The organism is Chitinophaga sp. 01L420 (genome assembly GCF_056399985.1).
On the sequence record NZ_JBFTSK010000038.1, the window covers coordinates 20,425 to 45,879 of the forward strand.

Annotated in this window: 28 protein-coding genes; 17 read left to right on the forward strand and 11 right to left on the reverse strand. The window is 46.5% G+C overall.

Annotation, left to right across the window (positions count from 1 at the left end; translation table 11 throughout):
- The first annotated feature begins 32 nt into the window (after window positions 1-32).
- Window positions 33-1,616: a flavin monoamine oxidase family protein gene (locus AC1DP6_RS27090; RefSeq protein ID WP_477057656.1), complete on the forward strand. Its 1,584-nt coding sequence runs from the start codon at window positions 33-35 to the stop codon at window positions 1,614-1,616.
- Between the two features lie 190 nt (window positions 1,617-1,806).
- Window positions 1,807-2,982: an FAD-dependent monooxygenase gene (locus AC1DP6_RS27095; RefSeq protein ID WP_477057657.1), complete on the forward strand. Its 1,176-nt coding sequence runs from the start codon at window positions 1,807-1,809 to the stop codon at window positions 2,980-2,982.
- Between the two features lie 84 nt (window positions 2,983-3,066).
- Here the strand turns inward: AC1DP6_RS27095 and AC1DP6_RS27100 are convergent, their stop codons facing one another.
- The 6 genes from AC1DP6_RS27100 to AC1DP6_RS27125 all read right to left on the reverse strand — a co-directional run bounded on the left by AC1DP6_RS27100 (window position 3,067) and on the right by AC1DP6_RS27125 (window position 7,503).
- Window positions 3,067-3,411 (reverse strand): hypothetical protein, encoded by a 345-nt coding sequence (locus tag AC1DP6_RS27100; RefSeq protein ID WP_477057658.1) that lies wholly within the window; start codon window positions 3,409-3,411, stop codon window positions 3,067-3,069.
- Window positions 3,408-3,911, reverse strand: coding sequence for an anthrone oxygenase family protein (locus AC1DP6_RS27105; protein ID WP_441575641.1), 504 nt, complete (start codon window positions 3,909-3,911; stop codon window positions 3,408-3,410). Before AC1DP6_RS27105 ends, AC1DP6_RS27100 begins: the two co-directional genes overlap by 4 nt.
- 90 nt (window positions 3,912-4,001) lie before the next feature.
- Window positions 4,002-4,934 (reverse strand): glycoside hydrolase family 43 protein, encoded by a 933-nt coding sequence (locus tag AC1DP6_RS27110; RefSeq protein ID WP_477057659.1) that lies wholly within the window; start codon window positions 4,932-4,934, stop codon window positions 4,002-4,004.
- Between the two features lie 80 nt (window positions 4,935-5,014).
- Entirely contained in the window at window positions 5,015-5,944 is a 930-nt protein-coding gene (locus AC1DP6_RS27115) for a DUF1963 domain-containing protein (RefSeq protein ID WP_477057660.1), read from the reverse strand.
- Entirely contained in the window at window positions 5,916-6,332 is a 417-nt protein-coding gene (locus AC1DP6_RS27120) for an NUDIX hydrolase (RefSeq protein WP_477057661.1), read from the reverse strand. Before AC1DP6_RS27120 ends, AC1DP6_RS27115 begins: the two co-directional genes overlap by 29 nt.
- A 193-nt stretch (window positions 6,333-6,525) precedes the next feature.
- A complete protein-coding gene (locus AC1DP6_RS27125; RefSeq protein ID WP_477057662.1) occupies window positions 6,526-7,503 on the reverse strand; it encodes a helix-turn-helix domain-containing protein in 978 nt (325 codons plus the stop codon).
- A 95-nt stretch (window positions 7,504-7,598) separates the two neighbouring features.
- On the opposite strand from AC1DP6_RS27125, the gene AC1DP6_RS27130 reads away from it, so the two are divergent.
- The 3 genes from AC1DP6_RS27130 (at window position 7,599) to AC1DP6_RS27140 (ending at window position 10,069) form a co-directional block, all read left to right on the forward strand.
- Complete coding sequence (locus AC1DP6_RS27130) at window positions 7,599-8,486, forward strand: alpha/beta fold hydrolase (protein ID WP_477057663.1); 888 nt, start codon at window positions 7,599-7,601, stop codon at window positions 8,484-8,486.
- Window positions 8,487-8,558: 72 nt separating this feature from the next.
- Window positions 8,559-9,146, forward strand: coding sequence for a TMEM175 family protein (locus AC1DP6_RS27135; RefSeq protein ID WP_477057664.1), 588 nt, complete (start codon window positions 8,559-8,561; stop codon window positions 9,144-9,146).
- Window positions 9,147-9,256: 110 nt separating this feature from the next.
- Window positions 9,257-10,069: an SDR family NAD(P)-dependent oxidoreductase gene (locus tag AC1DP6_RS27140; RefSeq protein WP_477057665.1), complete on the forward strand. Its 813-nt coding sequence runs from the start codon at window positions 9,257-9,259 to the stop codon at window positions 10,067-10,069.
- Between the two features lie 54 nt (window positions 10,070-10,123).
- Here AC1DP6_RS27140 and AC1DP6_RS27145 read toward each other — a convergent pair whose 3' ends face one another.
- The 3 genes from AC1DP6_RS27145 to AC1DP6_RS27155 all read right to left on the reverse strand — a co-directional run bounded on the left by AC1DP6_RS27145 (window position 10,124) and on the right by AC1DP6_RS27155 (window position 13,266).
- Entirely contained in the window at window positions 10,124-12,166 is a 2,043-nt protein-coding gene (locus AC1DP6_RS27145; RefSeq protein WP_477057666.1) for a heavy metal translocating P-type ATPase, read from the reverse strand.
- An 85-nt stretch (window positions 12,167-12,251) separates the two neighbouring features.
- Complete coding sequence (locus AC1DP6_RS27150; protein WP_477057667.1) at window positions 12,252-12,557, reverse strand: DUF6660 family protein; 306 nt, start codon at window positions 12,555-12,557, stop codon at window positions 12,252-12,254.
- A 166-nt stretch (window positions 12,558-12,723) separates the two neighbouring features.
- Window positions 12,724-13,266, reverse strand: a complete 543-nt coding sequence (locus AC1DP6_RS27155) for a hypothetical protein (RefSeq protein ID WP_477057668.1) — start codon at window positions 13,264-13,266, stop codon at window positions 12,724-12,726.
- A gap of 103 nt (window positions 13,267-13,369) precedes the next feature.
- Here AC1DP6_RS27155 and AC1DP6_RS27160 point away from each other — a divergent pair, with 103 nt between their 5' ends.
- Both AC1DP6_RS27160 and AC1DP6_RS27165 read left to right on the forward strand, forming a co-directional pair.
- Window positions 13,370-13,903 (forward strand): hypothetical protein, encoded by a 534-nt coding sequence (locus AC1DP6_RS27160; protein ID WP_477057669.1) that lies wholly within the window; start codon window positions 13,370-13,372, stop codon window positions 13,901-13,903.
- Window positions 13,900-14,169, forward strand: a complete 270-nt coding sequence (locus AC1DP6_RS27165; protein ID WP_477057670.1) for a hypothetical protein — start codon at window positions 13,900-13,902, stop codon at window positions 14,167-14,169. Before AC1DP6_RS27160 ends, AC1DP6_RS27165 begins: the two co-directional genes overlap by 4 nt.
- On the opposite strand, the gene AC1DP6_RS27170 is transcribed toward AC1DP6_RS27165, so the two are convergent.
- Window positions 14,137-14,772, reverse strand: a complete 636-nt coding sequence (locus AC1DP6_RS27170) for a hypothetical protein (protein WP_477057671.1) — start codon at window positions 14,770-14,772, stop codon at window positions 14,137-14,139. The genes AC1DP6_RS27165 and AC1DP6_RS27170 overlap by 33 nt on opposite strands.
- A 94-nt stretch (window positions 14,773-14,866) precedes the next feature.
- Here AC1DP6_RS27170 and AC1DP6_RS27175 point away from each other — a divergent pair, with 94 nt between their 5' ends.
- The 8 genes from AC1DP6_RS27175 (at window position 14,867) to AC1DP6_RS27210 (ending at window position 20,601) form a co-directional block, all read left to right on the forward strand.
- Complete coding sequence (locus AC1DP6_RS27175; RefSeq protein WP_477057672.1) at window positions 14,867-15,844, forward strand: helix-turn-helix domain-containing protein; 978 nt, start codon at window positions 14,867-14,869, stop codon at window positions 15,842-15,844.
- Window positions 15,845-15,934: 90 nt separating this feature from the next.
- Window positions 15,935-16,468 (forward strand): GNAT family N-acetyltransferase, encoded by a 534-nt coding sequence (locus AC1DP6_RS27180; protein ID WP_477057673.1) that lies wholly within the window; start codon window positions 15,935-15,937, stop codon window positions 16,466-16,468.
- Between the two features lie 88 nt (window positions 16,469-16,556).
- Window positions 16,557-17,747, forward strand: a complete 1,191-nt coding sequence (locus tag AC1DP6_RS27185; protein ID WP_477057674.1) for an alpha/beta hydrolase family protein — start codon at window positions 16,557-16,559, stop codon at window positions 17,745-17,747.
- Window positions 17,748-17,848: 101 nt separating this feature from the next.
- The gene (locus AC1DP6_RS27190) at window positions 17,849-18,178 is read left to right on the forward strand and encodes an ArsR/SmtB family transcription factor (RefSeq protein ID WP_441575625.1); all 330 of its coding nucleotides are present in this window, start codon (window positions 17,849-17,851) and stop codon (window positions 18,176-18,178) included.
- A 2-nt stretch (window positions 18,179-18,180) separates the two neighbouring features.
- Window positions 18,181-18,645, forward strand: a complete 465-nt coding sequence (locus tag AC1DP6_RS27195; protein ID WP_477057675.1) for an SRPBCC domain-containing protein — start codon at window positions 18,181-18,183, stop codon at window positions 18,643-18,645.
- 6 nt (window positions 18,646-18,651) lie between these two features.
- Window positions 18,652-19,038, forward strand: a complete 387-nt coding sequence (locus AC1DP6_RS27200) for a DoxX family protein (RefSeq protein ID WP_477057676.1) — start codon at window positions 18,652-18,654, stop codon at window positions 19,036-19,038.
- A 5-nt stretch (window positions 19,039-19,043) separates the two neighbouring features.
- Entirely contained in the window at window positions 19,044-19,625 is a 582-nt protein-coding gene (locus AC1DP6_RS27205) for a YdeI/OmpD-associated family protein (protein ID WP_477057677.1), read from the forward strand.
- A 493-nt stretch (window positions 19,626-20,118) separates the two neighbouring features.
- Window positions 20,119-20,601, forward strand: a complete 483-nt coding sequence (locus AC1DP6_RS27210; protein ID WP_477057678.1) for an RDD family protein — start codon at window positions 20,119-20,121, stop codon at window positions 20,599-20,601.
- Window positions 20,602-20,639: 38 nt separating this feature from the next.
- Here AC1DP6_RS27210 and AC1DP6_RS27215 read toward each other — a convergent pair whose 3' ends face one another.
- Window positions 20,640-23,420, reverse strand: coding sequence for a T9SS type A sorting domain-containing protein (locus AC1DP6_RS27215; protein WP_477057679.1), 2,781 nt, complete (start codon window positions 23,418-23,420; stop codon window positions 20,640-20,642).
- 408 nt (window positions 23,421-23,828) lie between these two features.
- Between AC1DP6_RS27215 and AC1DP6_RS27220 the strand changes: the two genes are divergently transcribed.
- Window positions 23,829-24,386 (forward strand): RNA polymerase sigma factor, encoded by a 558-nt coding sequence (locus AC1DP6_RS27220; RefSeq protein WP_477057680.1) that lies wholly within the window; start codon window positions 23,829-23,831, stop codon window positions 24,384-24,386.
- A gap of 69 nt (window positions 24,387-24,455) precedes the next feature.
- Complete coding sequence (locus AC1DP6_RS27225; protein WP_477057681.1) at window positions 24,456-25,427, forward strand: FecR family protein; 972 nt, start codon at window positions 24,456-24,458, stop codon at window positions 25,425-25,427.
- Window positions 25,428-25,455: the final 28 nt, after the last annotated feature.

The window sequence follows — 25,455 nt, forward strand, 5'->3', positions numbered from 1 at the left end:
ACAATTTCCTATAAACCCAAAACAAACATTTTATGGCAAATGCACATGTCGACATCGCCATCATTGGCGGTGGAGTTTCCGGAGTATATACTGCCTGGAAACTGAAACAGAAATATGGAGAGAGCAAAAAAATTGCGCTGTATGAAGGTTCCGGCCATATCGGTGGCCGCCTGCTTTCCGTGCGACCACCAGGCATCGATAACATGGTAGCAGAACTCGGCGGGATGCGGGTGCTGGAAAACATTCAGGAAAGAGCCATGGCGCTGATAGCAGAACTCAACCTGCAACTACCACCCGAAGAAAAAATTACATTATTTGATTTTCCGGTAGATGAAGACCAAAACATCGCCTACCTCCGCGGTATTCATATGCGGCTCGCTGATTTCATAAAAGATCCCGCAAAAGTACCGTACCGTCTTTCTAAAAACGAATACGGTAAAGGTCCCGGTACCATCATCGTAGATGCCATCGAAAAAGTAGTGCCCGGCATCGGTGCTGCCACAGATGAAGAACGCCGTAAAATGGTACAAGCAGCTACGTTCGAAGGATTACCGCTTTATCAATGGGGCTTCTGGAATCTGTTGTACCGCGTAGTCAGCAGCGAAGGTTACCAGTTCAGCTTAGATGCCGGTGGTTACGATACCACGCTGGTCAACTGGAATGCGGCAGATGCCATTCCCTGGTTCTTATCAGACTTTGGTATCACCCCTCATTACATGGGCTTTAAAAATGGTTTTCAACAGGTACCTATCACACTCGGAAAATTCTTCGAAGAACTGGGTGGCAGCATTTCACTCAATAAAAAACTGGAACGCTTCGACTGGAAAGGTGATGTTTTTAATCTCATTTTCAACGACGAAAGCATCACGGCCAATCAGCTGGTCCTCGCAATGCCACGCCGTTCCCTGGAACTGTTGGCGCCGCAAAGCCCCAAGCTGCAGGAAATCAATACGCTGATCAACAGCGTTACCGGTCGCCCACTGTTTAAACTGTTCACCACTTATGACGAACCCTGGTGGACTAAAGTAGAAGGCACTCCTCCTATTGAAACCGGCCGCACAGTAACGGATATACCCGTACGACAAACCTACTACTGGCCTAAAGACGATGGTACGCCACCCACCCAGGGCAAGTCCATACTGCTGGCCAGTTATGATGACGGCAATAACACCGGCTTCTGGGATGGCCTCAGACCTAAGCGCAGCCTGGCCTGGAGACTGGGCCGCTCCAGAACAATCGTGGATGCTTTCCGCGGAGCAGATGACAAACTACCCGTTAAAGCTGCCACCGGCAAATATGGCCTTAACCAGCAATGGAGTGATTACGAAGCACCCAAACGCATGGTGGATGAAATATCCAGGCAGCTAAGCCAGGTACATGATATTGAAGCGACTCCTGAAGTAAAAAGCGCCGCCTTCCGCGATTGGGGAGAAGACCCATACGGTGGCGGATGGAACAGCTGGAACATCGGCGTAAAAAGCTGGGAAGTAAGAGATAAAATCGTGCATCCCATTGACAACTGCCCTCTGTTCATTTGCGGAGAAGCCTACTCCGATGCCCAGGGTTGGGTAGAAGGCGCACTGCAAACGGCACAGATCATGATGGAGAAATTATAATGAATACCCGCCACCCTGAAACAAGCTTCCACACTTGTTTTGGGGTGGCTTTATAAATCGTCACCCACCAGCTTTTACTTTTAAGAAGTCTCCACATTTTACCTGGAACATTCCCGTTTTCACCGACTTATCAGGTGGCCTTACCTGTTTGAAATTGTACTTCCCTATCTGCCGGTATAGCTTTGACGGTATGAAAACAAAACACATCCTGATCTCTGGCGCAAGTATCGCCGGCCCTGCACTGGCCTTCTGGCTAAACCGTTATGGCTTTAAAGTAACTATTGTGGAACGCGCCCCGCACATCCGTCCCGGCGGTTATGCCATAGACTTTCGCGGCACCGCCATGCAGGTGTTAGCGCAAATGAACCTGCTGGAAGAAATTCGCAAGTACGAAACCCGCTCCGGCAAGATTAGTATCGTGGATAAAAAAAATAAAGAAGTGGCGCGGATGCCGGATGGCTTTACCAGCGGTGAACTGGAAATACTTCGCGGCGACCTCGCCAACGTATTGTATGAAGCAAGCAAACAGGATACGGAATATATCTTCGATGACTCTGTTACTGCTATCTCACAGGACGCCACCGGCGCCACTGTCACATTCCTGAGCGGGAATACCCGCCGTTTTGATCTGGTAGTGGGTGCAGACGGATTACATTCCAAAGTCAGGTCAGTAGCCTTCGGCGATGAATCCAATTTCATGCATCACCTGGGTATTTATCTCGCCGTTTTCACCGTCCCCAATTTTATGCAACTGAAAGATATGGCAGGCGTTTTCTATAGTACATTGGGAAAACGTGTGGGCATCTTCAGCGCTAAACAGGATACGGAAGCCAGGGCCAGCTTTTATTTTGCAGCACCAAAGCTCGACTATGACTACCGGGATACTAAAGCGCAGCAACAAATGATTCGTGAACGTTTCACCAACGAAGAATGGCAGGTACCACAACTGCTGCAATACATGGACAACGCCACAGATTTTTATTTCGATTCCGCCAGCCAGATTAAAATGGATAGCTGGTCTAAGGGCCGCGTTACGTTGCTGGGTGATGCCGCCGGTTGCGCCTCTCCCATGTCTGGTATGGGAACCAGTATGGCCGTTGTAGGCGCCTACATTTTAGCGGGTGAACTCAAAGCGGCGCAAGGTGAACATACGATAGCTTTTGCCCGCTATGAAGCGCAAATGCGTGATTTCGTGGCAGCCAGCCAGAAGCTGGCAGACGGCGCGGAATGGTTTGTGCCTGCCACCCGTTTCAAACGCTGGATGAGCGAGAAAATATGGAAGATCCTGCCCTATACACCATGGAAAAATATGATGATCGAAATGCCCCGGAAAGTAGCCAACACGGTTACGTTGAAAAGTTATTAAAGAGATGAATAGTACGCGGCATATCTGTTCTCATATGAAAGATATTGCAGGACATTGATGAGCATTATATTTATTCCTTTCTCCTCAATCCACCACTCCCGGTACTTTTGTTTCCAGCCATCCTTTCAACAGCTGCTCTTCCTCCGGCGTTAATCTGATATCTCTTCCTTTAGGCATCCTTCTTTTCACAAATACCTGTTTATAGATCTTCGGCGCCAGGGATTCCATATTGTCTGCCGTAAATACTTTTCCGGGGTTGTATACCTTATGACAAACATTACATTTCTGCGTCAGCACGGATAAAGCAGTTTGTTTCAACCGGGCATTATCAGAAGGTACGCCTCTGGTGGCGGCACGGTTGGGATGAAAGGGAAAGCTGGCCAGGGCAGCTACCAGCAGCAGGATGGCTACAATAGCGTATGTTTTCATTTGTTTTTGTTTGTAAGGATACAGGCAATAATGACGAATATCACAGCGATGGTGCCACAGATGGCCCTTACCAGGTTCAGGCTGTTCCACGGACCTTCAAACCGGAGCCGTTGTGCCGCCAGTTCCTGTGCGGAAGCTGCCTGGATATTAAAAACGTCCAAGGCATCATTCATGGGTACATTACCCACCATGGTCACCCCAAACACGCCGATGCCGTAGGCAAAGGTGGCGATCAGCAGGCACCAGAAAGCGCCGCTCAGGGGCTGCTGGTAGTGCATATAGGTGCAAACCGGTAATAATATCAGTGTGCCCATAAAAAGGCTCAGAAAGAAACCATTCAGGATGGCCCGGTTCATGACCTGCATAGCAGCTAAATAGGCGCTATCCGGGAGGCGTGCAATACCAATAGTCACAGAACAGGACCAGGCGTAGAAGAGGCCCGCCATCAGGGCGGTAGAAGTGGCTGTGATAATCAGCAGTACAGTGGAAAACTTAAACATATCGGCGTTATTTTTATTTCTTGGTGCAAATTACTACTGGCAGGCACCTGAAAATAGAACAAAACCGACAGCGGGGTAGAAATCCCCTTTTTACGGGATATTTTTAAGTAAGTAATCAAATTCCTTTGCCGGGATGGCTACCACGGTGCCATGCCGCAAACCGGCCGGCATCGATAATTTACCGGAAACGTCTTTCCACGTTTTCAGATCCGTAGATTCCACCACACCATAACTGTGCTGGGTATACTTGTCAAAATACACGATCCATTTATGGCCCTGCCTTAGGGTGGTAGGCCCTTCCGCCCAGTAAGCGCCGGTAATAGGCGCTGAAGGCTTGCCATAGCCACCGGTAAGTGACTTACTCACGGCTATCCGGATATTCTTCTGCGCCGGCGTTTTGGTTTCATCTTTCAGGAACATCAGATACCGGCCATGATCCGGAACGATGGTAGCATCAATTACATTGAATCCCTGATTATATAACAATTTTGCAGGACTGAACTGCTGAAAGTCTTTTGTAGTAACATAATACAGCCGGTGATTGTATTTGTCGTCACCGGTAGCCTCGCCGGCAATAAAGCGCCCCGGTATGGTGGTGGCCCAATAGATCATATATTTCTTATGCCGGGCATCATAGGTAATTTCAGGCGCCCAGCAGTTTAATGCACCAGCTTCCTGCGCCATTACAGGGATTTCCCTTTGCGCCGACCAATGGATCAGGTCCGGGGATGATGCATAGCCAATGCTTTTCTCCTTCCAGCTCACGGTCCATACCATATGGAATAAGCTGTCGGCTCCCCGGATAATGCAGGGATCCCGCATCAGTTTATCATCACCGGCGGTTGGTTGCAGCAGAGAATGACCATTATTCAGCTCTTTCCAGTTATAACCATCATGACTATACGCCAGGTGCAGGCCATCCTGCCCGTTATCTTTAAAGAAGGAAAAGATATATACGGGTTGTTGACCTGCGGCATTTTTCAGTAGCCCACACAGGAAAATAAAAAGAAAGATTCGTTTCATAACCACATTTAAGGTGGATAAAATACAGTTTATTGCGCTAAATTAAAAGCAGGTAAAGTCCTTTGTAAGTACTTATGTGATCAGCTACTTTGAAATGCCATGACGGCCTGATCAAACTGTAAGCCTTTTAGTTCCGCTGGCTTTAGTCCGAAATAAATCACCATGGATCCACCAAACTTTGATAAGTTGGTATTTTGATCATGGCAATCCAGTTGCAGTAAGAGCATAAATTCTTTCTGCATTTCATTCAGTTCTGCTTTATGACGCTCGTATGCTTCCTGCGTTCTTATATCCAACGCCCGCTCGGCAAAATAAAATACAACACTGGATTGAACAGATCTGTCGTCTCCCAATAACTGATGGTGCCTATTGTCCGTCTTTCCGGTGACGGCATTTATAATATCCGTCGCCTTTTCATGGGCCGCATCAAAATAGTCATTCCATTTTTTCATTTTGGCCAACTTGTAATTTTCCTCATCCGGAATCGTAAAAAACTCGTAAAAATCGATACACGCCGTCTCAAAAATCCCTTCCTCGAAATAGCCCCCGGGAAATTCACTTCTCCCTAAATGAGCGGCATCCGCATAAATAACTTTGTAGGATGCTTTATTATTTAAAAAGCCAGGGTAGTTTTTATCTATATAAATAAACACATAGATCATCCCTGCTGATGGCAAAACATGCCCGGGATCAAAATGGGTTAGCTCCGCACAATTATACTGGGCGCAAAATGTAAGTGGTTCATCTTTGTAAAGTGGCCAGGTAAAGGAAAGGGGCAAATCCGGGCGTCCACCAATCTTGGAGGCCCCCACTGCCAGGTCATGATCTGATGACTTACTGGTACGGATGCCTATGGCCGGTTTGATCATCGACAACAGCAACTGCTTCTCCTCTTCATCGGTTAGTATTACCTCGCGTTGTATTTGGGCTTCAATCAGGGATAGTTTGTTGGAAATAGATATAGAATTTATGGAATTGTTTTTAGTCTTCAGCAGCATCCACCAGCCCATCCTCCTGCAGCTTTTTAAATGCTGTCAGCACACCCGGCACCTGTTGTGTTTCTTTCAAATAGTCTTCCAGGCTGAAATAACGGATCGCGCCTATTTCAGCAGAAGGACGGGGCACTTGTTGCAACTCATGCAGGAAACAATCCTGTCTCATCTGCAGATTAATTTCACCAAAAGCCGGCGCCGTAATATGATAATACCACCGGAGACTATCCGCCGCCAATTCCATATTCAACTCTTCACGGATTTCACGCTGTAATGCTGCCAGYGGCGTTTCGCCGGCATCTATCTTCCCTCCCGGCAAATACCAGGCGCCTTTATTTTTACTGAATGCCAGTAATAGTTTGCGATCCTTAACTACGATCAGGCCGGCACAATCTATATAACTCATGTCGCAAAAATAATAAAGCCGGCGTATTAAAAAGTAAAATAGCGGAAAGCCTGGTCTTAAAATAAAGYGGGGCTAAAAAAATAGTTTTTTACCGGAAGCAGGTAGTCAGGTCCGTAACAGTAGCGCCAAAATAAGTGGCCTTCTGCGTAACCGGAAATGATGTAGATTTTAGAATATACATCGGCCGGAGAACCTATTTCAATAGTTCGGTCGGCGTTATTCCGAAACGTTTTTTAAAAGCGCGCTGAAAATGCTGTGGGTGGGCATAGCCCAGTTCATAAGCAATCTGGGAGATGTTTTTTTCACCCTCTTTGATCAGGTACCGGGCCGCTTTCAATCTTTCTTCCTGTAACATGCCAAAAACGGTGGTGCCGAAAACCTGTTTAAAATACTTTTTCAATTTAAATTCATTGAGCCCGCAAAGCAGGGAAAGTGCGGATAGTGAAAGCGGGTCGCCAAGCCGCTCCAACACCAGGGCATGTGCATGATATACCTTTTCCAGGTCTGTTTTGGATATCTGGCTGTCTTTGGCGGGATGCCCGATCAATATTTCGCATTGACGGCATAACAGGTCAAGAATCTTCGCATCAAAATATAGTTTACCTAATCCCGGAGCTGAGGGCGCCCCCCAGAATGTAGAGAAGAAATATTTAAAATCCTGGCTTAGCGCCTTTGAAGGCGATTGCAAAACAAAGGGCTCCCTGTTAGCGATCTTTTCTGCTAATGGCGTCAATTCCGGCAAATAACCGGAAAAAAGACCAGCCATATAATCCGGTAACAGGTGGGCTGAAAATAAGCGATGGGTTCCGCGATGCATCACCTGGCTCGTTTCCTCCCCTGATGGGTTGAATAATAGTTGATGATCTCCTGCTGTCATCGTGCTGGCAGGTAATTGACTATCGTAACCCAGGAGGGCTGTACCCGCCAGCATAAAATTGAGTTCAACCATTGGCAGCCAGTTCTTATGACGGACAGCAGCCGTTTCGGTATCGGTAATAATAGTCCTGTCAACGATACCCATGGTGTCGGTTACAACAAACTTCAACTTTTGCTCGTTCCCCACAGCGGAAACAGCGAACTGTTGTGTCGTCCCACGCGCTACTGCAAGAACGGATTCCATATTAACCGGCGGCATTGCTGCGCCGCTGCTGAGTTTTTTCCTGATTTGCATAAATGGTAGATATTCATCCGTTTGATGCCCTGCTATTAGATACCCAACCCTTAAATTTGTTGCTTTATGGATAAAGTAGATATAAGAAGCCAGAAATGCAAACAAAACTTACAGAAGGATTTAAAAATAGCTGGGTGATCTCTGCTGATGGCACCCGTATTGGTTACCGGCAAATTGGTAATGGCCCCGGTCTGATATTATTACATGGTGCGCTGCAATCCTCCCTGAACTTCACGGAACTGGCTAAAGCAATGTCAGCTGATTTCACTGTTTATCTGCCGGATCGCCGTGGCCGGGGCTTAAGCGGCCCCTATCAGGCCGGTGATGACCTGCAAACGGAAGCAAATGACCTGCTTGCCATCATCCACCAGACGAAAACAGTGAACATTTTCGGGCTGAGTTCCGGCGCAGTGATTACATTACAGGCTTTATTGCTGGAAAACGGTTTGCAAAAAATAGCACTTTACGAGCCGCCATTGGCGATTGCCGGACACCCGTTCAATAAAATAAATGGGCCTTATCAAAAAGCCCTGAAGGTTAATAATTATGGCCGGGCCTTTGTCGCTATCCTTAAAGGCACAGGCGATAACTCATTATTTAGTAAACTTCCGGCATTCATCACTGCGCCATTAATCAATTGGCAAATGAAAAGCCAGCAAAAAAAACCTGCTGAAGACGAAATTCCGTTGCAGGTACTGGTGGCGAACTTTAGTCAGGACCGCATTGTTATTAACGACTCCGCACGGCTGTTGCCGGAGATCAAAGATATACAAGCAAGCATACTGTTGTTGGGAGGCACAAAAAGCATAAATTATTTAGAGAAAGCGCTTGACAGTTTACAACAAATCATACCCGGGGCCAGGCGTATTTATCTGAAAGGACTCGGCCATATTGCGGCCGACAACAGTGAACAACCGTTAAAAGTGGCAGAAGTGCTTTTAGGTTTTTTTAAATTTCATGGTCATTTACCAATTACTAACTGACGGATATTTCCTATTTTGAATGCAATGTCGTTTATTTAAGCCTGATATTTAATCCGGAATTAATCACCCTATATGAACAAAAGTCGGCTGGAAGCTTTTAGCGATGGTGTACTCGCTATTATTATCACCATTATGGTGCTGGAAATTAAAACACCACATGGTGGGGAGTGGAAAGATTTACTACCATTATATCCCGTTGTACTCAGTTATATCATGAGCTTTATATATGTCGGTATTTACTGGGGTAACCATCACCACCTCTGTCACACCGTTAGAAAAGTAACACCCGGTATTATCTGGGCCAATATGTTTCTACTGTTCTGCCTCTCACTCATTCCTTTTGCCACGGCATGGATGGGAGAAAATCATTTTGCGCCACATACGCTTGTCCTGTATGCAGTACTCCTCATGCTCTGCGGGGCTTCCTTTACGATCCTGCAACAGGCCATTATGAAATCCAATCCTCATGAAGCCGTGATGGCAACTGTATTGAACCGGCAGCGCAGGAAAGGAATGATGTCAGTAGGATTATATATACTGGCTATTCCCATGGCTTATATCAGCACCCCTGTTTCAGGCGCCTTAATCCTGCTGGTAGCTATTATCTGGTTGGTGCCGGATGAGAATATTGCCCGCGCGCTGGAAGAAGAAGGAGAATAGTTGTTCTCCTATGGAGAAAATTGGCGCAATACACCGCTGTTATTGTCCTTTTCACACACCATACAAGCATCCATTTTGTGTTACGTTTGTGGTAACAAAATAAAATCCGGATGATCCTCCTACAACACAAAACCGCCATCGTATATGGTGTAAGCGATTCCCTTGGCGGCGCAGTAGCCCGTGCCTTTGCCCGGGCGGGTGCCCACGTATTCCTGACCGGACATCGCCTGGCGCCGGTGCAAAAAGTAGCAGACGAGATCATTGCCGCCGGCGGCCTGGCAGAAGTGGCCGTAGTAGACGCGCTGGATCAGCAGGCGGTTAATGCCCACCTGGACATGGTGGTGTCTAAAACCGGCGCTGTGGATATTTCCTTTAACCTGATCGGCATAGAAGCCAAACAGAATATCCCCCTGCTGAATATGGACCCGGACGATTTTGTGCATCCTGTAAAAACAGCGATGCGCACACACTTCATCACCGCTACCGCTGCCGGCAAACAAATGAGTAAACAACGATCCGGTACCATCTTAACGCTAACGGCTACCCCGGGAGGCATCGGCTATCCGCTGGTAGGTGGTTTTGGACCTGCCTGTTGCGCCATAGAAAGCTTTGTAAAARGGCTGGCATCTGAGCTGGGGCCCAATGGTGTAAGGGTAGTAAATATCCGGTCTGCCGGTTCCCCAGACTCTCACCCTTTCCTCGATGCCATCAACTCCGGCGCTCCGGAAGTACCTGCTTTTTTAGAAAAGCTGAAAGATGATACCATGCTCAAAGCACTTCCACTCATGGCTGATATCGCGAATACCGCCGTATTCCTGGCTTCAGAAATGGCCGGCAAAATTACCGGCGTCACCATCGATGTAACTGCGGGAACCACTGCCGCGCTGAATTATAAAATGATGACCATCCCCTTCCTGCAATAATAAAGCGGGAAACGCCAGAGATATTTATCTGTGGCGTTTCCCGTTTCTGATTTATTACTTCTTCATTTGAAATGCCAGTAGTCGTAATCCATTAAACACCACCAGCAACGTAGATCCTTCATGTGCAATCACGGCTACTCCTATGGAAGCCACACCTATGATCGTCAGCGGAATCAACACCGCCACCATACCTAAACTCATCCACAAATTCTGACGGATAATACCTTTCGATTTTCTGCTCAAAGCAATGGCAAAAGGCAGATTATCCAGCTTATCCGCCATCAGTGCGATGTCCGCAGTTTCCAATGCTACCGCAGATCCTGCGGCGCCCATCGCAATACCCACGGCGCTTTTCGCCATCGCCGGCGCATCATTTACACCATCACCGATCATCGCTACTTTTCCTTCCTGTTGACTTAAATCCTCGATGGCCTTCACTTTTTGCTCCGGCAACAAACTACCCCAGGCATCGGCGATACCAATTTTATTAGCCACGGCGGTAGCTACCTGCTGGTTGTCGCCGGTGAGCATCACTATTTTTTTGATCCCTATTTCTTTCAGCTGCGCCAGCGTAGCTGCTGCTTCTTTACGGGGTACATCCATCAGGGCAATCAGTCCTATGACCTGTTCATTCTGCTGAACAATCATAGTGGTGTTGCCTTCCTTCTCCAGCTGATCAATCTGGCTGATCACATCTGCCGGTAATTTTTTGCCCTCCTGGTCAAATAATCCCGGGTTACCGATCACAATTTGTTTGCCCTGATAGGTTGCCTTTACACCACGACCGGAAACGGCCATCAGCCCATCCGCAGCGGCTACTTCCCGTTTCAGTTTTTCCTGCCCGCCTTTCACAATGGCGGCAGCCAGCGGATGATCACTTAACTTCTCTACGGCGATGACTACCTGTAATACTTCTTCTTCTGTAGCGCCGTTTAATGTTACTACAGCGGTTAACTGTGGCTTACCTTCGGTCAGCGTACCTGTTTTATCAAATGCCAGGGCCGTTAAACTGCCCAGTTCTTCCAGTGGTCCACCACCTTTGATTAACACCCCGCTCCTGGCGGCGCGCGCAATACCGCTTAACACCGCGCTGGGTGTGGAAATAGCCAGTGCACAAGGACTGGCAGCCACCAGTACGGAGATAGCGCGATAAAAACTCTGACTGAATGTTTCATCAATCACCAGGAAGGCGAACAATAACGATACCACCAGTATCAATACTATCGGCACAAAATATCTTTCAAATTTATCGGTAAATAATTGTGTGGGAGATTTCTGTGCTTCTGTTTCATTCACCAGCTTGATTAATCTGGCCAATGTTGAATCCGCAGCCACGCTGGTGACTTTTATTTCCAGCACCTGGCTACCGTTGATGGTGCCGGCAAAAACTTTATGTTCGGCGCTCACATTTTTATCGGCCTGCTGCGGATCTGCCACCGGTGTTTTATCTACCGGAATACTTTCCCCGGTAATCGGCGCCTGATTCACACTACTGCTGCCTTTTATAACAATACCATCGGCAGATATTTTACTGTTGGGTTTTACAATGATAATATCATTGGCCAGCAGTTCCTCTATAGTAATTTCTTTCTCTTCATTATTACGTCTTACAATGGCTGTTTTAGGCGCCAGTTCTGCCAGCGCAGCAATCGATTTGCGCGCTTTATTCATGGCATAATGTTCCAGTGCATGGCCCATGCTGAACAGGAAAAGCAATAAAGCCCCTTCCTCCCAGTCGCCCAGAATGGCGGCGCCTATGGCCGCTACCAGCATCAGGAAATCTATTTCAAATTTCCCTTTGGCAATAGATTCAACGGCCTCTTTCGTGGTATAAAATCCACCAAAAAAGTAGGCGCCTATATAGAAAGATAAACTAAGCCATGCCGGCAGTGAATGAATAAAGCTGATAGCAAATCCCAGTCCCAGTAATACGCCACAGATGATACTGAAAAAGAGTTCCGTATTCTTTCCCAATACACCGCCATGCTCATGGTTATGATCATGATCCTCATCATGCTGATGACCGTTCTGGGAAGCGTTGGTGGCTGGTACGATCTCTTTATCCATCTGCTGTTCTGCTGCTGTTGACTTCATCATAATACTTTTTTTAGACAGGAAAAATGGGGTGTCCTTTTATCACGTAAGGAGATAAGGACGTTATAACGATGACGACTATACTACACTAAGCCAATTGAGGAGGTTGCCATACAGCAAAAGGGAGTTCCTGCACAAACGAGCAACAGAATACAGGATGTGTAACAGAAAGATCCGGGTGGTAGAGCGAATAAACAATGTGCTCAGACAGCACCGGATTAGTAGCACAGCACGCACAAATACAAAAGGGTGAACATGCATCTATAGGTGCGTGTTGCGCTCCCGCAGGTGCCGTATATTGGATAGCAGCCACCCTCGTTGTTGCCTTGTCGCTGCAGGGAATACAGCTCAGCACCAAAACCAGGAGGGTCAATATATAAGAAATCAGTCTCATGCTAATTATCCAATAGCATAAAGGTAAAAAAATAGGCAACGCGTTCGTTAAAAAAGATTGCAACTCCGTTGTAAATGCCCTACAGATAATTGATACAGCGATGCACTTATTTTAAACGCGTGCATAATTTATCGGGTAAAGTCTCTATCTATAATAAGATAATTCTTCAAAATACAATACCAGCAGCAATCACACTTGCGTTCACTGATTTATCACCGAAATTAACCTGCCCATCCAATTCAATCCGGTCGGGATAACGGTATTGATAGCCACGATAGATATAGGATGCAAAAATGCCTATTTTGGGAAAATGCCATGCAAGGCCGGCGCCCACTCCATAAAAGTATTTTCCGGATTCATTAAACGTAATGGCTTGTTGTCCGCCGGCAGCGGCGTTAATATTTTCAGTGCGACTTACATTATAAGCATTGCGGCCAAACTGACCGGTAATATAGGGTTCGATATGGAGGAACTGATGCTTGATTTTAAGGTCCGCAAATACGGGAATCATTACATGATCATTATAGGAGGTTACTTCTACTCCTGGTCCTACTGCAATGGTGTTGTGCAACAACGACACATTACCGATAATACCACCACCAATAGACCCGTCATTAACCATACCGTAGATATAACCATTCAGTAATTTTCCGCTCTGGGCAGCACTGAAAAAAGGCAGGAATAGTAAAAAAATCAGTATCTTTTTCATAGTAACTGTTTTCTGTTTAACTTGATCGCTGTAGCATTTGTATCAAAGGTAACAGTCAGCTGCTATATATTGTTGTACCTGTATTTTGTTTAATTCCATTAAAATGACGCCCAGCAAACTGATTTTCTGCCTGTTCTTTTTATTCATCGCCTGTACAGAAACCCCAAGGGGAGATCATCCTTATACATCTGATAGCCTGACGATGAACCTGCCACCGTACTGGAAGGTTATCAAAGATGCAACCGATACGGCAATAGGCCAGCGGACGATCAAAATTGATGACCAAAACCCAAAGGCCACCGGCAACTACCTGGTCATTTTGCGGCTAAATGTCAACGCTGATTTAAAAATGGTGTTGGAAAAAACGATAGAAAGTATCCAGGAGGTTTCAGCAGAGCGAAGTGTCGCCTTTAAATTATTAACAGGTCCGGAAGCGCTCAGAATAGGCAATCTGCAGGCACTAAGAGCTACTTATGAAGGCTCAAAAGATGATTACCACTATTCAGGCATATTTACCGTTTTTCACCTGGATGGAAAAACATATTCACTGGCATTTACCACCAAAGGGAACAACACGGCGGAAAAAACAGCCACTGTTGACAAGATCATCAGATCCCTAAAAAAATACAGCGAATGAAATCCACCACTGCCTGGCTGATACTTTCCGTCATTTTATGTTGCATCGTCACCGGCATTTCCTATCATGGGGGCCTGGCTTATGATGGCGCTACCACCATGGGCTTTCCCTTTACTTTTTACCGGCATAGCGTTGGAATGAGTGCTGCTACACAGCAGATGGATGACCATATTACCTTCCAATGGTTGGCCATGGTGATAGACATGGTACTTGTATTCGTAGTTGTTTTCTATTTACTCCGCTTGTATAAATTTCTCAGGCAATAACACCTCCGGCACATAACCCGCAAGGAATGCGCGCACAACAGATGTAGGCGTGAGTACCTGCACCATTTCCTCTTCCGGGAACATTTCTTTTTTTATATACCCTTCGGGAGACCATAAAAACAACGCCTGCTTAAAAACCACGTACGGCTGGTCGTGGTATACGATAAAGCAGCCATCCGGCAAATCATGAATGGAAGCCCTATACGTCACTTTTACTCCTTGCCGGTCTATTCTTTCCCCGTGTAATATGTTATCTATTTGCTGAATAGATACACCTGCTTCGAAGCCATATTCCGCATTACCTTTCAGCCAATAGGTTTTAAAACGATTATAATCGGCTCTGCGGCATTCAAAACAGGGTCGGTGACCAGCAGCAAAGGCGGTAGCTTCATCGCGGAAAAACAGCTCCGTATAGCGATGTGGCGCCATCACCGTTCTTTTCCGGTTTTTGAACTGCAGCACACAGGTGATCCAGGCCTTCAACTTAAAGGACCGCTGAATATGCTGTTGCTCATCATGCAGGATGCCGCGGTTGCCCATCCAGGTGCCACGGGCGCTGCTGCGGATAATATTCCCAAATGGATCTACTCTGTTTTGTAACATACATAAATTATTTTCAGGGAGATGGATACCATCGTAAAGCTACTGAAAAACAGACCCCGGAAATTATTGTAAATTTATTCCTTAATTGCACCACATGCCGCTGCTCTTCAATAATCCGCAACAACCAACCGCCTTTTACCGGAACGCTATTTCCGGTACAGATCTCAATTCAACTGACCTGGTGGAAAGCATTGACAACATAGGTATGGAGCATGCCGATATGACCTTTCAAAACTGGTGCTTTGAAGGCTTCCGGCTCGCATATGCAGTGCTGGGGCAGCAACAGGCCACGACCTATGGTATCAAAAATGATATTGACGCCGTAAAGATCTATTTCAACCGGAAAGGCCGTACCCGGATCAACTACCGGCAGTTATCAAAAAGCTTTTCCATAGAACGGGGACAATACAATATGTTATATGCAGCAGAACTGGATAGCAGTATGTCGCATATAGACGATCACTCGGAAATCTTCTCCCTGCAAATTACCCAAAACTGTTTCCAGGACCTCATTGCAGAAGGGCGCATCACCATGGATCAATTTGCCGGCAAGGCGGCTAACAGTCAACCTGCACTGTTTTCCAACCAGTGGCTGTCCATGAATGATGCCATGGAAAAATGTATTGACGACATCCTCCACTGCCGCTTTCATTCCAACATGAAAAAGATCTACCTGCGCTCAAAAGCAGTGGAATTATTTTTATTATTTGCAGATGCCAGCGCGGGAATATCTCCCGAAAAAAATACGGTTGTAAAGAGTGCGGCAGACAAAGAGAAACTTTACTTCATCAAAGACTACCTCACCCGGCATTATGCAGATCCGGTTCAGTTTTCTGGTTTAGCCAGACTCGCCGGCCTCAACGAATTTAAACTGAAGACCGGCTTTAAAGCGCTGTTTAATACTTCCGTGATAGACTTCCTCATTCATTACCGGCTGGAACGGGCCAGGGAATTGCTACGGAGTAGTACTAAAAATGTCAGCGAAGTAGCCTATGAAACCGGGTACGCCTCCCCTGCTTACTTCAGCAAGGCATTCAAAAAAAAGTATGGGGTGAGCCCTAAGCAATTATAATGCTCCCGATTTTACAAGTTTTAATCCCGATTTTCCGGGTGTCATCCCCCAGGATACCTCAGCTTTGTTGTTCTAATCACTTTTCGAGAGATGAATACAACGACTGATGGAAAAATTACCCTGCGGGAAGCATGCTATGAAGACATGCCTGCATTATCCCAAATGGCCGGACAGGCTTTCTGGGAAGCATTTACCGGGCAAATGCCGGAAGACGATCTGACAGCCTATATCCGCAAAGCATTTCACCCCGATCAGTTCCTCCTGGAATGGCGGCAGCCGCATACCGTCTTCGTGATTGCCACCTGCGAAGGTGAATGGGCAGGTTATGCCAAAATGAATATGCAGGGCAGGCCGGAGCGGCAAGAGGTGGAAAATTACATTGAACTGGAAAGATTGTACCTCCTTACACAACAACAGGGAAAAAAGATTGGCGCGATGCTAATGGACTACTGCATCCGCTACGCCACCGATCATGGTTATGATCAGCTGTGGCTGAACGTATGGGAAAAGAACGCCCGGGCCATTACCTTTTACCGGCAACATCATTTTGAAATAGCAGACAGCTCTGTGATGATGCGGGGCAGCGATCCGCAGCTTGCCCTGTGGATGAGAAAGATGCTGTAACAACATTTTCACCAATACCGGTACTAAATTCAGCGGGATTCATTTTCATCCCTGTTTGCGCTATATTAGAGATATCATCCACGCTCCTATGCACAAACATATTATCCTGTTTTTCCTCCTGGCTGTTATCTCTCTGCCGGGTAAAAGTCAGCTCCGTCATACCCGCTGGGATGTACCTGCTATTTATCAAACACCCGCTTATGAAGTGATCAGCAGTGATTCCGCCATAGGTATTCTTTATAAGGGGCTTCCTTATCATGACAGCACCCAGCAGGTATTTGCTTACTACGCCACTCCCGGAACCGTTACCGGCAATAAAAGGCTGGATCATGATCTGCCGGGGGTAGTGCTGGTGCATGGCGGGGGCGGCGCAGCATTTAAAGAATGGGCCATTATGTGGGCGAAGAAAGGCTATGCCGCCATTGCCATGGACCTGCGGGGTAATGGTCCGGGTAAAGTACACCTGGAACATGGCTTTGTGGAGCCCGACAATAAAACACCTTATTTCACCATCACCCCTGCCCTTTCCGGGCAATGGATGTACCAGGCCGTGGCAGATGTGATCCTGGCACATAACCTGTTACGCAGCAAGCCGGAGGTAGATAGTAATCGTATAGCCCTCACCGGTATCAGCTGGGGCGGTATCATTTCTTCCCTGCTGGCAGGCGTGGATAACCGTTACCAGGTGGTGGTGCCGGTATATGGCTGCGGATACCTGTTTGAAAACAGCTCCATGCGCAAGGAACTGGATCTGCTCCCCGCGGCAGACCGGCAAACCTGGGTACAACAATATGATCCTTCACAGTATATCAGCAAGGCCGTTATGCCCGTGCTATTTGTGAACGGAACCAATGATGGACATTTCTACCTGGACAGTTATAAAAAAACATATGAACAGGTAAAAAACAGGAACCTGTCTGTTAAAGTGGGATTGAAACATAGTCACCATGCAGGCTGGGACAATGAAGAAATTTTCTGCTTCATCAACAGCTACCTCAATCATACCCCTCCGTTGGCACTGATCAAAAAAAGCGTCACTACCAAAACAGGGATCAGCGCCCGTGTGCAATCGGCTACACCTCTTACCGGGGCATTCATTCATTATACCACGGATACGACTACACTCTTAAAGGATAAGGTATGGCAAACGGCGAAAGCCGATATACAGGGCCGGTACCTCAAGGCACCCCTGCCACCTGCCGGAACGTTGATATGGTTCCTATCGGTCACGGATCAACGGGGCATGCAGAGTTCAGGGGACATCAATTTTATTCCATAGCGCTATAATGTGTTACAACATTTAATAACCAGGAAAACTTTCTCAAAAAAATTTGCGTAGTTAAATAACTACACTTATATTTGTAGTCAAATAGCTACATAATGAATTTGCGTAGAGATGTATTTCAAGCCATAGCAGACCCTACAAGAAGGGCAATACTACTGTTGGTAGCCACTCAGGGCATGACAGCAGGCGCCATTGCTGCCAATTTTGATACAGCAAGACCTACCGTTTCAAAACACCTGCAAATACTCACCGAGTGCGAATTGCTGGAACAAAAACAGACAGGCAGGGAAATCCACTATTATATCAATGCAAAAAAAATGAAAGCCATAGCAGATTTTATTGAGCCATTCCGCCAAATGTGGGATGAACGTTTTAATAAATTAGAATCCATCATGAAAAAATATAAAACCAAAAAACCGGAATAACTATGGAGCCTAAAACAAAAGTACATGCCGAAGATGGCAAACAGGAATTGACAATCACCAGGGAATTCGACCTCCCATTGGAGTTATTGTTCCGGGCCTACGTAGATCCCGAAATTGTGGAGCAATGGATGAGTACCAAAGTGCTGAAACTCGATAACCAAAAGCAGGGCGGCTATCAATTTGAAACAACCGATCCTAAGGGCAACAAACACGGATTCAATGGCACCATCCACGAGTTTGTTCCGGACCAGAAAATCACCCGGACCTTTGAAATGGAGAATACGGGATTTGGCATTCAGCTCGAATTCCTGGAATTTGAAGCACTCTCAGACGATACCAGCAAACTCAGCATGCATATCGTATACAGATCTGTAGCACAAAGAGATCAGTATTTGCAGATTGGTATGTCTAAAGGCATGAATATGGCCCATAACCGTTTACAGGAAATTGTTAACAAACTAAAATAACACATCATGTCAAAGAGAAATAAAATCATCTATTGGATAGCCACGCTCTGGCTGTCACTGGGCATGGTATCAACCGGCATAGTGCAGCTGATGAAAGTGAAAGGCGAAGCAGATTTCACGGCTCACCTGGGCTATCCTGACTACCTGCTGCCGATACTGGGTACCTGGAAAATGCTTGGGGTTGTAGCAATACTTATTCCTAAATTTGCCTTATTAAAGGAATGGGCATATGCAGGCTTTTTCTTTGCCATGTCCGGAGCTGCATTTTCCCATATCGCAGCAGGTACCACGAAGGAAATTGGACCTTGTTTACTATTACTGGCACTAACCGCGATATCCTGGTATTTCAGACCCGCAGACAGAAGACTCGTTTTGGTTAACATCAATAAATAAGCAGCATGAATCCGAAAGTTGATTTTTATTTTGAGAACGACAATAAATGGCAGGAAGAAATCAAGAAATTGAGAATCATCCTTCTTGATTGTATGCTGACCGAAGAATTGAAATGGGGCAGTCCCTGTTATACTTACCAGGATGGTAACGTCGCATTAATACATGTGTTTAAAGACTACTGTGCGGTGTTATTTTTCAAGGGTGCGCTGTTAAGTGATCCCAATGATATCCTCATCCGGCAAAGCGAAAATGTACAGGCAGGACGCCAGGTCCGGTTCACCAGCATGAAGGAAGTAACGCAGCTGAAATCTATCCTGAAGGCCTACATTTTTGAAGCCATTGAAGTGGAAAAAGCCGGTTTGAAAGTGAAGCTCAAAACAACCGGAGAATTTAAAGTGGCGGAAGAATTTCAAAAGAAATTAAATAAAATGCCTGCCCTGAAAGCCGCGTTTGAAGCGCTGACACCAGGACGGCAGAGAGCCTACAATCTTTATTTTACTTCCGCCAAACTACCCAAAACCAGGGAGTCTAGAGTAGAAAAATATATCCCGCAAATCCTCGATGGAAAAGGATTGAATGATCTGTAAATTCCAGGAGTACATCAGTCAAACTTTAAAATAACTACAGCTGCAACACGGTTACCGGTACCCTGTCTCAGGGATACCGGGAAAAACCGTTTATAAGTAGGATATCCCATAAACTTTCGTTTCCCAATACGGTTGTTATTTGCCCCCTGGTGTAAGTCATGCCACAACATGACAAGTATACTGCTATTTGTACAATTGGAGATCAGGTTGAAAACGGGGAGAATATCCTTTTTTCAATATCCTCTAAATGCCCATACACATTTGCTGATGCAATTTCATCCCGGTTACACATCCGGAACTCATCCCCGCATCAAGTCCACCTCTACTGCAATCCTACTATAGGTATATAGCGGGTGCTAAGCATAGCATAGACAGTATCAACGTAATGGAAATATACTTTTCCAGTTAATAATTTATGGCTACCTCCCAGGTTTTCAACTTGATCCCAATTCGCTATTTTTTATACCTTTGCGCACACCTATACCTTGTACTCATGGAACAACAAACAACAGAAACATCCATTTTTGAGGATGAAATACATCTGAGTAACGCCAGTTCAGGAAAACGCCTGGGCAACTACGTCATCGATTTATTAAGTTTTTATGCCGTCATATTCCTTTTCTTTTTCTTTCTTGCCATGGTATCTCCTGACACGTCAGACGCTATGCTATCCTCACTGGATAATGAACTCCTGGAGAGAGTCTTGGCATTAGTATTTTTCGGGATCTATATGGGCATAGTAGAAGCCATCTTCCGCGGCAGAACACTCGGTAAACTGATCACGGGTACCCGGGCAGTAAATATGGACGGCACCGCCATTACTCCGCTCAAAGCTTTCTACAGGGGAATTATCCGTGCCGTTCCTTTTAATCCGATGAGCGGACTGGGAACGGGAACCTGCAACCCCTGGCATGACCGGTGGACAGACACCTGTGTAATTGAAATTAAGAACTCTATATTACCAATAGGCGCATAATAAAAAAGCAGGACGGTCAGTCCTGCTTTTTTATTTAGTTAATCCTTTCGGCTCATCACCACCAGCTTCTTCACCATTTCCTTTTGTTGTACGCCCATACGTAAAAGGTAAATGCCCGGCGTAAGACTTCCTACCTGCACACGGATACTATTATTGCCTTTACGTAAAGAGATACCGGGCCTTGTCAGCACCAACTGCCCTTTCAAGTCATATACTTTCAGTGTAGTCATCTCCGTTACTGGCGCTATCAGCGAAACGGTAATTTCTTCTCCGGATAACGGATTCGGATATACGCTGCACGACAGCTCTTCACTGCCTTTCAATGTGGTCAATCCCTCCGGATGTACAACAGCCACCGCAGACTGCTGCAATGGTGCTATATTAAAATTACCCATTACCTGCACTTCCGCCAGACTCAACACTACGTTGGTGCTCTGCAGTTGTACCCGCACATACCGGCCCGTATTGTTGATAGCAATCACCGATGGACTGCCCGCAGTAGCTGTTTGAAAGTAATCCTGCACGCCAGCCTGTGCCTGTGTGCCGCTCACCGTGGAAGAGGTAAAAGGAACATCGGAAATAAAAATATGATAATTAGCAAGACGACTACCACAACAGTCCGTTCGATTATAGATGCTGATAGTCTGGATGTTGGCGGAAGCGCCCAGATCCACCTGCCACCAGGGTTGATTGGTTAACGCATCCGCAGTAGAGGTAACAGAGCTGCTGAAATAATCACCGTTGGTATTACCATCTACTGCCAGTGGCGCAAGACCGGTGGTACTACTATGATCGCTCGATTGCGTAGCCGGCTTATTCAGGGCCAGGTTGCTGGCAGGAACCACTACAGTGCCCGCATTTTTCCAATAAAACAGGTCGGCCAAACCGCCATCCAGTGTATCATTCAGTTGATATTTTTTGCCACTGACCAGTGTCAGGTTCACCTTTTCTACCACACCATCTTTCCTTCTTACCCGGTATAAAGTATCTACAGGATAAGTACCGAAATTAATACTCAGTGTGATTTTCTGCTTAGCCAGATTTGCTTTGCCCTGGATAGTATCCGTTAAGATCCCTGTGGTGCCGGGGGCATTGCAACAGCCGTTGGAAACCGTCAGACCATTCAGGATCATGAAATAGGCAGCACTGGTACTGGTCACAGGCGCCATGGCAATACCACTGGTATTATCGATGCCCGGTACCGGCTTAAAGTATCCGATGGCTACATCTCCTCTTAAACCATTGTTGGTAGCGCTTACCAGGTTAGTGGCCGCAATGCTGGTAATATATGGTCCTGCTGTAGAATCCCAGGCAGCAATGCTGGCAGGAGCGGTATTATTCACCGCGGTGCTGCCGGATAGATGTTGCCCGGCGATGAAGCGTACATCGCGGGTACGCAAACGCGATAAATGCGGAGACAGGTGCCCCACTTCATCGCCCAGTCTTGCATTTTGCCAGTATTGGGCCGTAGGTGTACCATTCTGATCTGTCCAGAAGAAGGTATCATTACCGCCAATGTAGCGGAAGCTGTTCAGCCATTTGGCGCCCATGATCAGGAACGCATACACGCCGATATTAAATTCTGATTCAGATGGATAGTAGTTATAGGAACCACCATTTCTGCTGCCCTTATACCCCTGCAAATAGGCCCCGAAAGCAATAGGCGAAGTACCGCTGCCATCATAACCTTCCAGCGCCAGTTTGCGGTAGGTATACATGTCCTGCAGGATCGCGGCCTGGGAGCCTCCAGCCGCAGGATTTCTGTTTACATAAAAATAGTAGTAGTCATACGTCAGCAAATCAGGTCTGGCTGTTTGCAGATAGGTCCGGAGATTGGCCTCCGACCATTGACCGATATATTGATTATTATGTACCAGTACATTGGGGTATTTATTCCTGGATACGGTGAACCAGTCACGCATATAGTTTTGTACCGTTGTGCTGTAGCCTTCTTCATCGCCAAAACAAATGCTGGACAACAAGTTACTGTCTGCCGCCTGCAGGCTATTCAGAAATCCATTCGACTGTTCAAAGGCAGTAGGGCCACGGCTTACCTGTGTACCATAAGGTCCTTTCACTAATCCCCACTGTGCGGTAGGATTTTGCTGGTGGATGGTATAATTGTACATAGGTAGTTCGTAGTAAGTAGGCGCAAAATGACTGTTTGCCAATTCATTGCCACTGGGAAAATGATCCGCTCCCGGCTGCATATACCAGCTAACGCCGCTTTGCGCAAAGGTGCTGACCAGGGAGTTGTTGGAAAAGGCAGCATTGGACACAAACAAATAAAACCCTTTCAAGCGCTGATCGCAGCAGTCGGTCCGGTTCCAGATACGAACAGAGTCGATGGTAACAATACTGCCCAGGTCTACCTGCCACCAGGGTTCTATGGCAACGCTGCCTGCAAGCGTATGTGTCACCGAGCCGGCAGCATAGTTACCGTTGGTATTGCCATCTACCGCCTTGCTGCTCAACCCGCTCCCGGGATTGATATCGGATGATTGCTGCGTGGATTTACTTACGGCAACATTTACACCGCCGCTGAACACCTGTACTTCCGCAAGACTCAGCGGATCGGTAGCCGGTAGCTGGATCTTTACATAACGGCCGGTTCTGCCGATATTAATCGTTGTCAGCGCCGGAACGGGATGGTCTTCAGGGGCGCCATCTACCCGGATCCAGCTTTGGTACTGAATACCTTTCTGAATAAAGATTTTGTCCTGCCGCGTCATGGTTTGTGACCGGGAGCTGCCCGCCAGCAACAGCAATCCGATGGTGCCCCACAGGGGTACACGGCTGTTTTTAAAATTCAGTTGCATACAAATATGTATTTAGTGATCAGAGAAAACAGTACTGCGCCCGATCGGCCGGCAGTATATCTTATGAGGTAACCTTAACGGTTACACGTTTTGGGTTTCTTTTTGGTTGAATCTTCTTTCATTGCACTGTTTCGGGATCATCAGCTATCGTGGTTCATTCGTTTTCATAGTTGGAAAGCCATAAAGCCTCCCATTATATAGTGGGTATAATTTCCTGGTTACCCTTACCCGGAGGAAATATTTTTTTCAGGGGGTATCGCTAGTAGTATTTTATCTCATTTCTCTGGTATTTTCTCCTACCTTCCGTTTGACTGCTACTTTTAGCCGGGGGTAATTTGCTAATTGAAAAAAAAGGAGTTTATTTGGTTGCACGTACGTATCACCTTATCAACTGTAATTCCGGTGGCAATGGAGCAATACACGGATGAAGAGCTGCTACAACTGTTGATGCAGAACAATGAAGTGGCATTTCGCCAACTCTACAAAAGATACTGGAAAAAACTGCTTGCCAAAGCTTATACGCAACTGCAATCCCATGCAGATGCGGAAGAATTGGTACAGGACGTGTTTGTGAATATCTGGCACCGCCGCCAATCTTTGCAAATCAAATACAGCTTCCATACTTATATCTCTGCCGTTACCCGTTATAAAATATTTGAGCGGATAGCTGCCAATAAACGGCTGCCGGTAACGGAAGATGCCGCCGATTGTATTGTTTCCGATCATTCTACCGAACAATGGCTGGAGGGCGAAGCGCTGAAAGCAGCTATAGAAAGCGTGGTTGGTACGCTTCCTGAAAAATGTCAGCTCGTATTCCGGTTAAGCAGGGAACAGGGCCTGACCGAAAAACAAATTGCACACACCCTGCAGATATCTCACAAAACAGTAGAATCACACATGAGCAAGGCATTGCGCATATTAAGAGGGGCCGTCAGTCACTTCCGCTGCCTGTTTTATTCTCTCTGAAAAATATTTTTTCTTCACCACTAAGGGTAAGCACATTTTTTCACCCACTATATAACAAAGGGCATTGATATGCAGCCACAAATACCGGACAACATCAGGCAACTGGCCGACAAATGGATAGAAGGAACGATCACCGCAGCAGAAAGAAACGTTTTGTTGGAATGGTATGCGCAGCAAACGCCCGCAGAAATTACCTGGGATTCGGCAGATGCACATGAAAGTGACATGGAAGAACGATTGTTTGCTGCGTTGCAACATAAGCTATCGCCCCGCTTACAGCCGGTTAAAGGCCACCTGCGTAAACGACTGATGCAGGCAGCGGCCGTATTACTACTCATCGCCGCAGGATGGGCAGGCATCCATAAATGGCAACAAGGCAATATGGTGATCGTTTCGGCAGATGGCGGTATTAAAAAAATGATTCTGCCCGACAGCAGTATTGTGTGGCTGAAAGGGAACAGCTCCCTCTCCTACCACGCCAGCTTTGGAAAAAAAGACCGGCAGGTAGAACTAAAAGGAGAAGGATTATTTGAGATAAAGAAAGATGCGGCGCATCCTTTTATCGTGGAAAGTGGCCAGTACACGACAAGGGTATTGGGCACCAGCTTCAATATAAAGGAACAAACACCCCGCAACTCCTTCTCCCTGCTGGTATTAACAGGCAAGGTACAGGTAGTAAAGAAAAACAGTAAAGACAATACAGCTCCATTGCTTATTACCCCGGACTATGAGTTCATTAGTAACAGCCACCAGTCATCCGTGAATAAGGCCAGCAGCACAGAGAGAGCGCAGTCAGTGAATGGTACGGAATACGACATGAACTTTAACCGCACAGCATTCCCGGATATCATCAAACGGGTCGAACATAAATTTGACGTGAAATTTACCGGCAACTATCAATCATTTGAAGCCTGCCGTATTACAGCAGATATTACTGATCAATCATTATCTAATTCTCTAAAACTCCTTACCATGGCCATCAATGCGGAGTATCAAATTAACGACGGTACCATCATGATTACAGGAAGCGGATGTAAATAAATACAAATAAAAACAGGGATGCGCGAAC